This window comes from Streptomyces purpurascens (assembly GCF_045040895.1).
GTDB classification, from domain to species: Bacteria; Actinomycetota; Actinomycetes; order Streptomycetales; family Streptomycetaceae; genus Streptomyces; species Streptomyces purpurascens.
Window position 1 is genome coordinate 4,845,479 of the sequence record NZ_CP108341.1, and the last position, 12,619, is coordinate 4,858,097.

Sequence of the window (12,619 nt, forward strand, 5' to 3'; positions counted from 1 at the left end):
GACTTCTCACTGAAACCGGTGTACTTCTGTGCTCGAGAACTGGGTGGTCATGCCCACCTGCCTGCCGCTCGTCCTCCGCCGTTGCCACACGTGCGCGTCCGAACGCTTCCGGGCAGACGGCAAGTTCCGCGTCAACGCCCACCACAAGCTGCTCGACGCCTGGCTCCTCGTGCTCTGCACCGCTTGCGGGGAGACGGCGAAGCTCACGGTCCTGGAGCGGACGAATGTGCGCTCCGTACGGCCTGAGCTGCTGGACCGGCTGCACGGCAACGACCCCGATCTGGCCGCTGAGTTGCTTCAGGATCCGGTCGTGCTGCGCCGCAATCGCATCGCCCTCGACTGGGACGGCGCCTGGCGCCTCGACACCGGCGGATCGGAACACCTGGACCGCGAGGTGATCGACGTATCGGTCCGCTTCGCGGCGCGGATCCCCCTCCGGCCGGTGCGACTGATCGCTGAGGGCTGCGGTCTTTCCCGGGCCGAGGTCGAGAGACTGATCAGGGAGGGGAAGCTCGTTTCGGCAGTCCGGCTGAGCGGCAGGCTCTCCGGCGACTTCACCTTCACGCTCAAGCGCTGAGCCTCCCCGGGACCAGGGGCCTGTCCGGCACGATCCGCCGTACAGGCCCTGGTCCTCGGTCTTCCGTCTCAGTCGATGCGGGCGCACAGGTCGTCCGTAGTCCCCCGGACAAGGTGTACGGCCTTGTATCCGGTGGCGCTGATGTCCATCGTGTAGACGCCGTCGACGATGTACAGGCCGCGCGGCAGGGTGCCCTGGCCCTCCCCTACGCCGACGAGCACCGGGCCGCGCACCGCCCAGAGTTGTGAGCCGTCGGGCCGGTACTCGACGACGGCCGAGCCGCTCGCGTCGGCGTCGTGGGCGACGCCGGTCTCGGTGTTCGTGACGCGGATGACCAGGTCGCCCTTGTAGGCGACCCGGCGCTCGGAACCGTCGGGGTGGGTGCTCAGGACGCGCCGCACCACCTCGTCGACGACGGGCTCGCCGTGCACGGGGAAGTCGCAGCGCACGCCGGCGGCGACGTCCCACGGTGAGGAAGGTGCCGGTTCCCAGCCGCTCTCCGTGTCGGCCGTCGCGGGCTGCGTCCCGAGGAGCGCGGCGGCAAGTGTGAGCGTCGCGAGGGCGGTTCGTCGCATGGTTCTCCCTGGTCGGAGGGGTGGCAGGAGGGCTCGCCGCAAGGGCGTGCGCCAGTCTGTCCCCGGCCTCTGACCAAAGCCTCACCATCCTCGGCGTGGACACGGGGACGCCGTCCGCGTCCTGGGCGACACTGGTCGCGTGATTGTCGAACGTGCGTACGCCCACCTCTCCTCGTACGACGAGGACACCTGGCCCTGGTCGGTGCCCTGTGTACGGCAGCTGCTCGACGAGGGGCTGCGCTTCACCGCACCGGTGACCTTCCTGGTCGGTGAGAACGGCTCGGGGAAGTCGACGCTGGTCGAGGCGCTGGCGGAGGGTTTCGGCCTGGACTCCTACGGCGGCTCCCACGACTGGCGCTACGCCTCCCCGCGCGGCAAGTCGGCGCTCGGCGAGCGGATCAAATTCGACGCGGCCTCACGCGGGCGCCGCATGGTCACCAACTGGTCGGCCCGCAAGGGCTTCTTCCTGCGGGCCGAGACCGCGCTGGACGCGCTCGGCAGGGAGGGGTTCTCGCCGGACTCGGTCAGTCACGGAGAGGGCTTCCTCGCGGCGTTCCGCGGGAAGTTCCTGCACGCAGGCCTCTACGTTCTCGACGAGCCGGAGGCGGCGCTCTCCTTCTCCTCCTGCCTGGAACTCATCGGGCACATCGACCGGTTGGCCAAGGAGGGCGGCCAGGTCATCTGTGCCACGCACTCCCCGCTCCTCACCGCCCTGCCGGGCGCGGACATCGTCGAGGTCGGCGAGCACGGCCTCCGGAGAGTCGCCTGGCAGGAACTCGGCGTCGTGGACCACTGGCGCCGGTATCTCGCCGACCCGCACGCCTATCTGCGGCACATCGTCGAATCGTAGGCGGCGTCTCCCTCGACTGTCGTCAGTCGTAATAACTGTCGTCAGTCGTAATAGTGGACGCGGACCATTTCGGAATCTTCTCCCGTGCCGATGTAGAATTCCGCGCGATCGTTGGCGCCGTCGACATATGCTCCGATGTCGCGGAATACCCAGCAGCTGGCCTTGTCGACGGTCGTCACCAGCTTCGAGTTCAAGGACTCCGCGTCCTCTTCGTACAGGCCGTAGGTCGCGTCGGAGCTGGTGGAGCTGGTGATGCAGGCCTTGAAGTCACCACCGCTGGACTGCACGGTCTTCGTCCTGTACTCGCTGAAGTAATAGACGTTCTTCGTACCCAGGTCGTCCCAGCTGCCCCCGCCGGCCGGGGCGGCCAGGGCGGACTGCGTGAAGCACATGGAGAGTGCGGCCGCCGCCACCGCGACAACTGCTGCCTTGCATCGATCGAGCGTCTTCACTTTTCCCCCGTGCGTAGAAGTGATGTGCTCCCTCACCCTCTCAAAAGGGGTCTGGCCGGCTCCACGGCGACCCCAGGCGAATTCCATTATCGTGCCCGCTGAGTGAATTGCTCTTTATTCACGGGCGGGTCACAACTGCCGGCCCTGCGGGCTAGGCTGCCCGGTAGCCATGGAGTTCCAGCTGCTCGGTCCGTTCGCCGCCCGCCACGAGGGGCGGCAGGTCCTGGTGGGCAGCCGCCGCCAGGAGCGGTGCCTGCTGGCGGTCCTGCTGCTGCACGCGGGCCGTGCCGTCACCACCGAACGCCTCATCGACCTGCTGTGGGACGGCGACCCGCCCGCCTCCGCCCGCGCCACCGTCCACACCTACGTCGGCCGGCTGCGTGCCGCGCTCAGACCGTACGGGGTGCCCGTCGAGACCCGGTACGAGGGTTACGTCGTAGAGCTAGGCCAACACCGGCTCGACGCACAGGAGTTCACGGCCCTCGCCGGACGGGCGGCGGCTTCCGGCGACCCGGCCGAGCGGATCCGCCTGTACGACGATGCCCTGGGGCTGTGGCGGGGCGAGCTGCTCGCGGACGTGGCCGACGAGCGGCTGCGGACGCGGCTGGGCGGCAGGCTCGCCGAACTGCGGCTGTCCGCCGTGGAGCAACGGGCGGAGGCGCAGCTCGCCATGGGGCTGCACGATCGGGTCGCGGCGGACCTGGCACCGCTGCTCGACGAGCACCCGACGCGTGAACGGCTGGTCGCCGCCCGGATGACCGCCCTGTACCGGACCGGCCGCCAGGCCGACGCACTCCGGCTGTACGACGGCACCCGCATCCTGCTGGCGTCGGAACTCGGCATCGAGCCGAACCGTGAACTGCGCACCCTGCACGAACGCATGCTGCGCGGCGACCCCCGGCTGGACCGGCCACCCGGGCCCGTCTACGCGGTACGGGTCGGCGACCAGTGGCTGCCGTGGAGTACGAGCGGACACCCCGCGCTGGAGTTCTGCAACACCTACGCCGGGTGGGGCGGGGACCCGCTGCCCGGGTCGGACTGGCTGCGGGGCTATGCCGCGCTCGCCGTATGGGCCGGGCATCTGGACCTGATCGAGGAGTGGGCGGTCACGCGGCTGCGGGAACAGGCCGTACGGGAGCCCGCCGAGGCCGACGCCGCGCTCGACGAGGCCCGGCGGTTCCGTACGGACCTGTACGCCTGCCTGACCGATCCGCAGGACGGCCGGGCCTTCAAGGCGGTGGCCGGGGTGGTGGAGGACGCCGCGCGGCTCTCGGTCTTCACCCGGGGCGAGGACGGGTTGGGACGCTGGCGGCCGTCCCCCTCCGCCGGCCTGCGCCTGCCGCTGTGCGCGGTGGCCCGCAGCGCGGCCGAACTGCTCGCCGACGCCCGCCGCTTCAGCATCCGCGCCTGCGCGAGCCCGGACTGCGGCTGGCTGTTCCTCGACGAGAGCGGGCGGCGGAGGTGGTGCAGTCTGGCGACGTGCGGTGCCCAGCGGACCGACTCGCACCGTTGAGGCCGGCGTCAGCGGGCGCGCGTGTTACCGGCCGGCCGGAACCGGTCCGTGGCCGCCAGCACGGCATCCGTCGTGGCGTCCCCGGACAGCCCGTGCCCCTCCCCGCCGATCAGCACGAGCTCCGCGTCCGGCCACACCTGGGCCAGCTGCCACGCGATGTCCGCGGGCCCGCTGATGTCCAGCCGCCCGTGGACCATCACCCCCGGGATGCCGGCCAGCTTCCCGGCGCCGCGCAGCAGGGCCCCGTCCTCCAGGAAGCCCGCGTGCCGCCAGTAGTGCGTGACGAGGCGGGCGAAGCGCAGCCGGAAGCGCGGGTCCTCGTAACGGGGATCGGGCTTGTGCCCGGGGTGGGTGGACACATGCACGTCCTCCCAACGGCACCACTCCCGCGCGGCCCGCTCCCGCACGGCCGGATCGGGGTCGGCGAGCATCCGGGCGTACGCCTCCACCAGGCTGCCGTCACGCTCCCCCTCCGGTACGGCGTCCCGGAACCGGGCCCACTCCTCGGGGAAGACCCGCCCCATGTCCCGGGTGACCCACTCCACCTCGCGGCGCGTGGTGTTGGTGACGCTGAACAGGACCAGCTCCGACACGGATCCCGGGTGCCGCTCGGCGTAGGCCAGCGCGAGGGTCACGCCCCAGGAGCCGCCGAGGACCAGCCATTCCTCGATGCCGAGGTGCCGCCTCAACCGCTCGATGTCGGCGATCAGATTCCGGGTGGTGTTGGCGGCGAGCGAGGTCCCCGGATCGGCGGCGTCGGGCGTGCTCCGCCCGCACCCGCGCTGGTCGAGGAGCACGATGCGGTACGCCGCCGGGTCGAAGAGCCGGCGCCAGAACGGCCCCGCTCCGGACCCCGGACCGCCGTGCAGGACGAGAGCGGGCTTGCCCGTGGGATTCCCGCAGGTCTCCCAGTAGACGCGGTCGCCGTCGCCGACGTCGAGCATGCCGTGTGCGTACGGCTCGATGGGTGGATGGCGCTCGGTCATGTGGGACGTGCCCTCCTCGACGCCGCTGAGATGTAACAGCGCTGTTAGATTAACAAGGTGAGAGACATCCCTGATCCGGCCGCGGTGGGAACGCTGCTCCGCCACGTCCTGGAACTGCTCGACGGTGACCTGTCCAGGATCTACGAGGAACAGGGCCTCCCCGAGTACCGGCCCCGCTTCTCCCCGGCCGTACGGGCCCTCCTGGCCGAAGGCCCGCTGTCCGTAAGCGACTTGGCGACGGCGGTCGGCGTCACGCACTCGGCCGCGAGCCAGACGGCGGCCCAGATGGCCCGCGCGGACCTGGTCACCCACACCCCCGACCCCCTGGACGCCCGCCGCCGCCTCATCGACCTGACACCGAAGGCCCGCGCCCTGCTGCCCCGGATCGAGGCGGAGTGGGAGGCCACGGCGGCGGCGATGGCGGAGCTGGACACGGAACTGTCGATGCCGCTCGCGGAGCTGCTGAGGGAGGTGGCGGAGGCGGTGGGGCGGCGGCCGTTCCGGGAGCGGGTGGGGGCGGTGTATCGGGGCCCGGGGAGTGGGGGTCCTTCGTGAGCCGCAGGGTGATCGGCGGACAGCGGGTCCACCGGCCCTGTCCATGCGGTCGGTATCCCCGAGAAGGGGGCAGGAGTCTCCACCGCATCCTCATGCCCAGGAGGATCCATCTGCGAGCGCCGACGCCTCCACCAATCCGGAGGTGCTTACGCGAACGCTCGCCGGCACTGCCCGAGCAGCTCACGCACCGCAGGGCCGTGCGTCCCCTTCCAGATCAGGGCCAGCAGAGCCGGTGCTGTCACGTCGTCGATGGTGCGGGCGACGATCCGGTCGCCATGGCTCGCGGCCATCGACTCGCTGAGGACGGCGACGCCGAGGCCGCGGGCCGCGAGGTCCACGATGGCGTCCGCGGCGCTGGCCTGCAGGGCGATCGTGGGGTGGAGGTCCTGTGCGGCGCAGGCGCGGTCGAAGAGCGTGCGCAGGCCGGTGCCCGGGGGCATGCAGATGATCGGCTGGGCTGCCAGGTCGCGCAGAACGACCCGCCGTTGCTCCGCCAAGGGGTGCTCGGGCGCCACCGCTACGACGAGTCGCTCGCTGATGAGCGTCAGCGCCTCGAGCCCCTCGGGGGCGGCCGTCGCGGTTCCGACGAGGGCCAGGTCGACGGTGCCGGTGCGCACCGTCTCGACGAGCCGGTCGGAGTTGTCCTCCAGCAGGGAGATCTCGACCCCCGGATGCGCGCGGTGGAACGCGGAGAGCGCGTCGAACAGGGGCGTGAGGGTGCAGCCGATGACCATCCCGACCACGAGCCGACCGCGGATCAGGCCCGTCACCTCGTCGACCGCCTGGCCCACCGCCCCGGCCGCCGCGAGTGTCGCGCGGGCGTGGTCGAGCGCTGCCCTGCCCGCCGCGGTGAGGGTGGCGGTGCGCGCCGAGCGGTCGAACAGCTCGGCACCGAGTTCACGTTCCAACTGGCGGATCTGAGCGCTGACACCGGACTGGCTGATGTGCACCCGCTCGGCCGCCCGCGTGAAGTTCCGCTCCTCGGCGACCGCGACGAAGTATGCGAGCTGCCTCAGTTCCATGACTGGGAATTCTAGTGTGCAGTAGATCCATCTGTTGGACTTCTGATTCCGGGGTGAGCACGCTGGAAGCAGGCATCGACCTTCGACGACGTTCAGGAGACCCGCCATGCCGGAGTACGAGAAGGCCCTGCGCCCCGAGGACCTCACCCGCTTGTTCGTCGAGCGGTCCAACGCCGGTGACGCGGCCGGGGTCGCCGCGCTCTACGAGGAGGACGCGGTGCTGGCCTATCCGCCCGGTCAGCGGACGGTGGGGCGGGACGCGATCCGCGCGTTGTGGGAGAAGGTGCTCGCCGGCCGTCCCCGCTTCGAACCGGAAGCGCCCCTGCCGACGCTGGTCAGCGGGGACATCGCCCTGACGTCGACCCCGCCGAGGGACGGGGCCGGCGCCCGCGCGCAGGTGGTGCGGCGCCAGCCCGACGGCAGCTGGCTGCGCGTCCTCGACCAGCCCGAGTTCACCTCGCCCACCGGCTGATCCCGGGCCAGTGCTGTCGGCCCTACAGCCGTCGGCCCTACCGCCGCCGGACCCCCGTACTCTCCCTCCGCACCAACCGCGTAGGCACCAACGTCGTGCCGTGCTCCGCCCCGTCCCGCCGCATCTTGTCCAGCACCCCCTCCACACACAGCCGTCCCACCTGGGCGAAGTCCTGGTGGATGGTGGTGAGGGGCGGGAGGAAGGACGCGGACTCGGGGATGTCGTCGAAGCCGATGACGCTGATGTCGTCGGGGACCCGGCGGCCGCGTTCGTGCAGGGCGCGCAGCAGGCCCAGGGCCATCTGGTCGTTGGCCGTGAACACCGCCGTGCAGTCCGGCTCGTCGGCCAGCCGCAGACCGGCCCGGTAGCCGGACTCGGCCGACCAGTCGCCGCGGACCAGGGGCGGCGTGACCCGGCCCGCGGCCCTCAGCGTGTCGCGCCAGGCGTTGGCGCGGCGCTGGGCGGCGAAGGAGCCCTCGGGTCCTGCCAGGTGCCACACCGTGTCGTGGCCGAGGTCCAGGAGATGCCGTACGGCGTCCCGCGCTCCGCCCGCCTGGTCGGTGTCGACGACGGTGTAGCGGTCGCCGGCGTCCGAGTCGGCCACCACGACCTGCACGCCGGGCGGGAGCGAGACCGTCGCCGCGTCCAGGAGGTGGATCTCCATGATGACGATGACGGCGTCCACGGCGAGTTCGCCCAGGCGGGAGAAGGCGCCGTTCACCTCGTCCTGGGTGGGGACGGCGACGGGCAGCAGCGTGACGGCGTAACCGTGCTGGGCCGCTGAGGTGGCGATGGCCTCCAACGTGCGGATGTTGCCCATGGTGGAGAGGGAGAAGGTGATCACGCCGAGGGTGCGGAACTCGCCCCGGCGCAGCGCCCGGGCCGCGCTGTTGGGGCGGTAGCCCAGCTCCCGCATCGCGGCCAGGACCTGCCGGCGGGTGTCCTCGGTGACGCCGGGGAAGCCGTTGGAGACGCGGGAGACCGTCTGGGAGGAGACGCCGGCGAGCTGGGCGACGTCGGCCATGGACGCGCCCTGGCGGGGGCGGGCCGTACGCCTTCTCGTACGGCTCGTGCCGCCGGTGCTCCCGGGTTCGCTCTCGCCGTTCACTGTGCCCACCTGCCCCTCGCTCCCCTCGCCGCGCGACCGGCGCGAAAAATTAGGTCCGGAACGACTCCTTGACCCCTGAGATTCGGACAGTGTAGACATCCCGCCAGTGGATGTTTACGTAAACATTGCCAAGCAGAAATCAGCGGAAAACGTACGAGAAGGCGCCACACCGCACCAGAGCCCTGGAGTACTCGAGATGGCACACCGCACCCGTAAGAGAAGGCTCCTCGGCGCCATCGGCGTCACCGCCCTGGCGACCGGAACCGTCCTGGCCACGACCACCCTGCCCGCCGCGCACGCCGAGACCACCGTCCAGGCGGCCGGGGTCACCGTCCGGCCCGACCCCTCCTACTCGGGGGAGAAGTTCGAGGGCTGGGGCACCAGCCTCGTCTGGTTCGCCAACGCCACCGGCGACTACCCGCCCGCGATACGCGAGAAGCTCTACAAGCTCCTCTTCGGCGACGACGGACTCGCGCTGAACATCGCCCGCTACAACATCGGCGGCGGCAACGCCCCGGACGTCAAGGACTACCTGCGGGCCGGCGGGGCCGTCGAGGGCTGGTGGAAGGCGCCGGCGGGCACGACCCGCGAGGACGTCGACTGGTGGGACGCCGAGGACTCCGGCGACTGGAACAAGAACGCCGACAAGACGCAGCGCTGGTGGGTCGACCGCATCAAGAAGGACATCACCCACTGGGAGACCTTCAGCAACTCCCCGCCGTGGTTCATGACCGAGAGCGGCTACGTCTCCGGCAACTTCGACGCGGGCAAGGACCAGCTCAAGCCGGAGTCCGTGGAGGACTTCGCCAAGTACCTGGTGGGCGCGACCGAGCGGCTGGAGAAGGCGCACGGCATCAAGGTCGACACGCTCGACGCCTTCAACGAGCCGAACACCGACTACTGGGGCACCAAGCTGGGCCCGGACGGGGAGCCGACCGGCGGCCGTCAGGAGGGCGCCCACATCGGCCCCGAGATGCAGCAGAAGGTGCTGCGGGCGCTGGGTCCGGTGCTGCAGAAGTCCAAGTCGGACGCGAAGATCTCGGCGATGGACGAGACCAACCCGGGCACCTTCGCCACCAACTGGAACTCGTACCCCCAGGAGGTGCGTGACCTCGTCGACCAGATGAACGTCCACACCTACGGCACCGGGCAGCGCACCACCGTCCGCGACCTGGCCAAGGCCGCCGACAAGCCGTTGTGGATGAGCGAGGTCGAGGGCGACTGGGGCGACGGCCAGAGCTTCACGGACATGCGGCCCGGGCTGGGCCTCGCCCAGCGCATGGTCGACGATCTGCGTGAACTGGAGCCCAAGGCCTGGGTGTTCTGGCAGCCCGTCGAGGACTACGACAACATGAAGCCGGGCGGCGAGTCCGCGAAGGGCGGCAACTGGGGAGAGATCCAGCTCCCGTTCAGCTGCACCTCGAAGGACACGCTGGAGTCCTGCCCGGTCTACACGAACACCAAGTTCGACACGGCCCGCAACTTCACGCACTACATCAAGCCCGGCGACCGGCTGATCAAGACGAACGACACGTCCAGCACGGCGGCGGTCTCCCGCAAGGGCGACGCGGCGACGGTCGTCCACGTCAACAGCACGACCGAGGCCCGTGAGGTCACCCTCGACCTCTCCAAGTTCGGCCGGGTCTCCTCCCGCGCCACCGTCACACCCGTGGTGACCAGCGCCGACGGCAAGCTCGACAAGCAGAAGGCCGTCCGCGTCAACGGCAAGCAGGCCACGCTCACCGTGCCCGCCCAGTCCGTGACGTCCTTCCTCGTCAAGGGTGTCTCCGGTACCGCCAAGGACGCGGCGGAGCTTCGGAAGGGCCACACCTACCGTCTGACCGGCGCCCAGAGCGGCAAGGACCTCACGATCGCCGACAACGGCACGGGCCTGGTCATCCGGAGCGCGAACGCGTCCGACCCGAGCGGTCAGGAGTGGAAGCTGGAGCAGATCCGCGGGAGCGACAACCGCAAGCGGTACGTCTTCACCGAGACGTCCGCTGACAAGCGTCTGGCCATCCGCGACGGCAAGCTGGTCGCCGAGCCGGACGAGGGCCGCCGCGACAAGGCCACCGAGTGGATCATGTCGTCGACCGGCGACGGCACGTGGACCCTCGTCAACGCCGCCACGGGTCAACTCCCGGACGTCTCCGGCCAGTCCACCAGCGACGGCGCGTCCGTCGGCGTGTGGCAGCCGAACTCCGGGGCCAACCAGCGGTGGAAGCTGACGGATGTGACGGGCCACTAGCTCTTCGTCCGTCGTACGCCTTCCCGCGACGCCCCCGCCCGCCGTTGCCGCATGGTGACGGCCGGGTCGGGGGCGTTGTGCCGCCAGGGGCGGAGCTTCTCGGGGTTTCGTACGGCCCAGATACGCCTGATCCGGTCACCCGCGATCTCGAACGCGAACACGGTCGCGACGGTGCCGTCCTGCCACGCCACCAAGCCGGGCAGACCGTTGACCGTGCATTCCCGGAACGTGGTGCGGTCGCCCGACAGCCGGGCGATCTCGGCGTAGGCACGGGCGATCCGCTCACTGCCCACGAGCGGGTGCAGGTGGGTGACGGCCAGCCCGCCGCCGTCGGCGGTCGCGGTGGCGTCGGGGTCGAGCAGGCCGATCAGGGCGTCGATGTCCTTGGCCTCCCACGCCGTTCTGAACTGCCGGACGATGCCTGCCTGCCCGGCACTCGGGCCCGCCGGGGACCGCGCGGTGCGGATGCGACGGCGGGCGGACGAGGCGAGTTGGCGGCACGCCGCCGGAGTGCGGCCGACGATCCCGGCGACCTCGCCGAAGGGGTAGCGGAAGACGTCGTGCAGGACGAACGCGACGCGCTCGGCCGGGGTCATCGCGTCGAGGACGACCAGGAAGGCCATCGTCACCGACTCGTCGAGGGTGATCCGGTCGGCCGGGTCGGTCCCGCCGGGGCCGGAGCGCCCGGTGATCCACTCCGTGGGCTCGGGCAGCGGTTCCGGGATCCAGTCGCCCACGTACGTCTCCCGCCTGGCCCGTGCCGAGCCGAGCAGGTTCAGGCAGATGCGGCCGGCGACCGTCGTCAGCCAGGCGCCGGGCGACTCGATGGCCTGCTGCTCCCGTGCGGACAGGGCGTACCAGCGGGCGTAGGTCTCCTGCACGACGTCCTCGGCGTCGGCGAGGGACCCGAGGAGCCGATAGCCGAGGTTGATCAGCCGGCGCCGCTCGCTCATGATCGCGCTGAGGCCGGGATCGCCCTGATCGCTCTGAATGTCGCCGGGCTCGGCTCTGGTGGTCATGGTCCGGCCGTCTCCCTCACTCGTTTTCCGCGCTTACCCGTTACGACAAGACAGCCCCGCGAAATGTGAGGCCGACGCGCCGCCTCACATTCCGGGGGGCTGTCCTGTCGTAACGGTGAGGACGACAACAGGACCGAGAGGCGACTTCCATGAACGACTTCCAGGCCATCGCGGACCGCGTCGAGATCGAGGCACTGCGCGGCGAGTTCACCGACGCGGCGATGATGCGCGACCGGCCCCGCATGGCGGCGCTGTTCACACCGGACGGTGCCCTGCGCATGCCCAACATCCCCGTCGAGCTGGTCGGCCGCGAGGAGATCCGTGCCGGGGGCGAGCGGCTGCAGAGCCAGTGGGACTTCTTCGTACAGACCACACACCCCGGCACGATCGTGCTCGACGGCGACACCGCGACCGGCCGCGCTTACATCCAGGAACTCGCGCGCACCCTCGACGAACGCCAGGGTCTGAACTACGCCGTCTACCACGACCGCTACCAGCGCACCGTGGAGGGCTGGAGGTTCGCCGAGCGGGTGTACGAGGTCAGATACCTCGACACCTCCCCGCTGGCGGGCACGGCGCCCCGGGCGGGGACCGGCCCGGCAGAGGCCACGGCCACCCCGGCTCCGGCCCCGTCCTTCGCCGACCCGGCGTCGGCCGAACGACTGGAGCGGGCAGCCGCCGCGCTGCGGGCGGGCGGCTTCGCCGCCGAGATCCTCGACGACGCCGCGGCCGCCCGCGCCCGCGTCAAGGACCTGGTCCCCGAGGGCGCCAGTGTGCTCACCGGAGCCAGCGAGACCCTCCGGCTGTCCGGCATCGACGACGACATCAACACCGGCGGCCGCTACGACGCCATCAGGCCGCGCGTCCGGGCCATCGACCGTGCCACCGGCGCCGACGAGATCCGAAAGCTGGTCGCCGGGCCCGAATTCGTCGTCAACAGCGTCGCCGCGGTCACCGAGACCGGCTCGCTCGTTCTCGCCTCGGGCAGCGGCAGCCAGCTCCCCGCCAACGCCGGCGGCGCCGCCCACGCGGTCTGGATCGTCGGCGCCCAGAAGGTGGTGCCCGACCTGAGCACAGCCCTGCGCCGCGTCGAGGAGCACGCCCTCCCCCTGGAGAACACCCGCGCCCAGCAGGTGTACGGCAGGCCCAGCGCCGTCAACCGCCTCCTCATCCTCAACGCGGAGCCCCACCCGGGGCGCGGCACCGTCCTGCTCCTCCGGGAGGCCATCGGCTACTGACCCG

The 12,619-nt window shown here is 71.0% G+C and carries 13 protein-coding genes; 7 read left to right on the forward strand and 6 right to left on the reverse strand.

Features of this window, described 5'->3' with window-relative positions; translation table 11 throughout:
• Positions 1-28: 28 nt before the first annotated feature.
• A complete protein-coding gene (locus tag OHU35_RS22080; RefSeq protein ID WP_405506521.1) occupies positions 29-577 on the forward strand; it encodes a DUF1062 domain-containing protein in 549 nt (182 codons plus the stop codon).
• A 68-nt stretch (positions 578-645) separates the two neighbouring features.
• Here the strand turns inward: OHU35_RS22080 and OHU35_RS22085 are convergent, their stop codons facing one another.
• Entirely contained in the window at positions 646-1,152 is a 507-nt protein-coding gene (locus OHU35_RS22085) for a hypothetical protein (RefSeq protein ID WP_405506523.1), read from the reverse strand.
• Positions 1,153-1,291: 139 nt separating this feature from the next.
• Between OHU35_RS22085 and OHU35_RS22090 the strand changes: the two genes are divergently transcribed.
• Positions 1,292-2,002, forward strand: coding sequence for an AAA family ATPase (locus tag OHU35_RS22090; protein ID WP_405506525.1), 711 nt, complete (start codon positions 1,292-1,294; stop codon positions 2,000-2,002).
• Positions 2,003-2,043: 41 nt separating this feature from the next.
• Here the strand turns inward: OHU35_RS22090 and OHU35_RS22095 are convergent, their stop codons facing one another.
• Entirely contained in the window at positions 2,044-2,454 is a 411-nt protein-coding gene (locus tag OHU35_RS22095; protein WP_405506527.1) for a hypothetical protein, read from the reverse strand.
• 169 nt (positions 2,455-2,623) lie between these two features.
• Between OHU35_RS22095 and OHU35_RS22100 the strand changes: the two genes are divergently transcribed.
• A complete protein-coding gene (locus OHU35_RS22100; RefSeq protein ID WP_405506529.1) occupies positions 2,624-3,967 on the forward strand; it encodes a BTAD domain-containing putative transcriptional regulator in 1,344 nt (447 codons plus the stop codon).
• Positions 3,968-3,975: 8 nt separating this feature from the next.
• Here the strand turns inward: OHU35_RS22100 and pip are convergent, their stop codons facing one another.
• Positions 3,976-4,953, reverse strand: coding sequence for a prolyl aminopeptidase (gene pip, locus OHU35_RS22105; RefSeq protein WP_405506531.1), 978 nt, complete (start codon positions 4,951-4,953; stop codon positions 3,976-3,978).
• A 57-nt stretch (positions 4,954-5,010) separates the two neighbouring features.
• Here pip and OHU35_RS22110 point away from each other — a divergent pair, with 57 nt between their 5' ends.
• Complete coding sequence (locus OHU35_RS22110; RefSeq protein WP_405506533.1) at positions 5,011-5,508, forward strand: MarR family winged helix-turn-helix transcriptional regulator; 498 nt, start codon at positions 5,011-5,013, stop codon at positions 5,506-5,508.
• A 146-nt stretch (positions 5,509-5,654) separates the two neighbouring features.
• On the opposite strand, the gene OHU35_RS22115 is transcribed toward OHU35_RS22110, so the two are convergent.
• Positions 5,655-6,530: a LysR family transcriptional regulator gene (locus OHU35_RS22115; protein ID WP_405506534.1), complete on the reverse strand. Its 876-nt coding sequence runs from the start codon at positions 6,528-6,530 to the stop codon at positions 5,655-5,657.
• Between the two features lie 106 nt (positions 6,531-6,636).
• Here OHU35_RS22115 and OHU35_RS22120 point away from each other — a divergent pair, with 106 nt between their 5' ends.
• The gene (locus OHU35_RS22120; RefSeq protein WP_405506536.1) at positions 6,637-7,002 is read left to right on the forward strand and encodes a YybH family protein; all 366 of its coding nucleotides are present in this window, start codon (positions 6,637-6,639) and stop codon (positions 7,000-7,002) included.
• 37 nt (positions 7,003-7,039) lie between these two features.
• Here OHU35_RS22120 and OHU35_RS22125 read toward each other — a convergent pair whose 3' ends face one another.
• A complete protein-coding gene (locus OHU35_RS22125) occupies positions 7,040-8,026 on the reverse strand; it encodes a LacI family DNA-binding transcriptional regulator (protein ID WP_359891527.1) in 987 nt (328 codons plus the stop codon).
• 280 nt (positions 8,027-8,306) lie between these two features.
• Between OHU35_RS22125 and OHU35_RS22130 the strand changes: the two genes are divergently transcribed.
• On the forward strand, positions 8,307-10,358 hold the full coding sequence (locus OHU35_RS22130) for a glycoside hydrolase (protein ID WP_189725553.1): 2,052 nt from the start codon (positions 8,307-8,309) through the stop codon (positions 10,356-10,358).
• Here OHU35_RS22130 and sigJ read toward each other — a convergent pair.
• Complete coding sequence (gene sigJ / locus OHU35_RS22135) at positions 10,355-11,377, reverse strand: RNA polymerase sigma factor SigJ (RefSeq protein ID WP_189725554.1); 1,023 nt, start codon at positions 11,375-11,377, stop codon at positions 10,355-10,357. The two genes, OHU35_RS22130 and sigJ, sit on opposite strands and share 4 nt — an antisense overlap.
• A gap of 149 nt (positions 11,378-11,526) precedes the next feature.
• Between sigJ and OHU35_RS22140 the strand changes: the two genes are divergently transcribed.
• A complete protein-coding gene (locus OHU35_RS22140) occupies positions 11,527-12,615 on the forward strand; it encodes a nuclear transport factor 2 family protein (protein ID WP_405506539.1) in 1,089 nt (362 codons plus the stop codon).
• Positions 12,616-12,619 lie beyond the last annotated feature (4 nt).

What these genes read in the sequence shown, in the direction of transcription:
- OHU35_RS22085 (WP_405506523.1), bottom strand. Translation starts at nt 1,152, where the DNA reads ATGCGACGAACCGCCCTCGCGACGCTCACACTTGCCGCCGCGCTCCTC.
- OHU35_RS22100 (WP_405506529.1), top strand. Translation starts at nt 2,624, where the DNA reads ATGGAGTTCCAGCTGCTCGGTCCGTTCGCCGCCCGCCACGAGGGGCGG.
- pip (WP_405506531.1), bottom strand. Translation starts at nt 4,953, where the DNA reads ATGACCGAGCGCCATCCACCCATCGAGCCGTACGCACACGGCATGCTC.
- OHU35_RS22115 (WP_405506534.1), bottom strand. Translation starts at nt 6,530, where the DNA reads ATGGAACTGAGGCAGCTCGCATACTTCGTCGCGGTCGCCGAGGAGCGG.
- OHU35_RS22120 (WP_405506536.1), top strand. Translation starts at nt 6,637, where the DNA reads ATGCCGGAGTACGAGAAGGCCCTGCGCCCCGAGGACCTCACCCGCTTG.
- OHU35_RS22125 (WP_359891527.1), bottom strand. Translation starts at nt 8,026, where the DNA reads ATGGCCGACGTCGCCCAGCTCGCCGGCGTCTCCTCCCAGACGGTCTCC.
- OHU35_RS22130 (WP_189725553.1), top strand. Translation starts at nt 8,307, where the DNA reads ATGGCACACCGCACCCGTAAGAGAAGGCTCCTCGGCGCCATCGGCGTC.
- sigJ (WP_189725554.1), bottom strand. Translation starts at nt 11,377, where the DNA reads ATGACCACCAGAGCCGAGCCCGGCGACATTCAGAGCGATCAGGGCGAT.
- OHU35_RS22140 (WP_405506539.1), top strand. Translation starts at nt 11,527, where the DNA reads ATGAACGACTTCCAGGCCATCGCGGACCGCGTCGAGATCGAGGCACTG.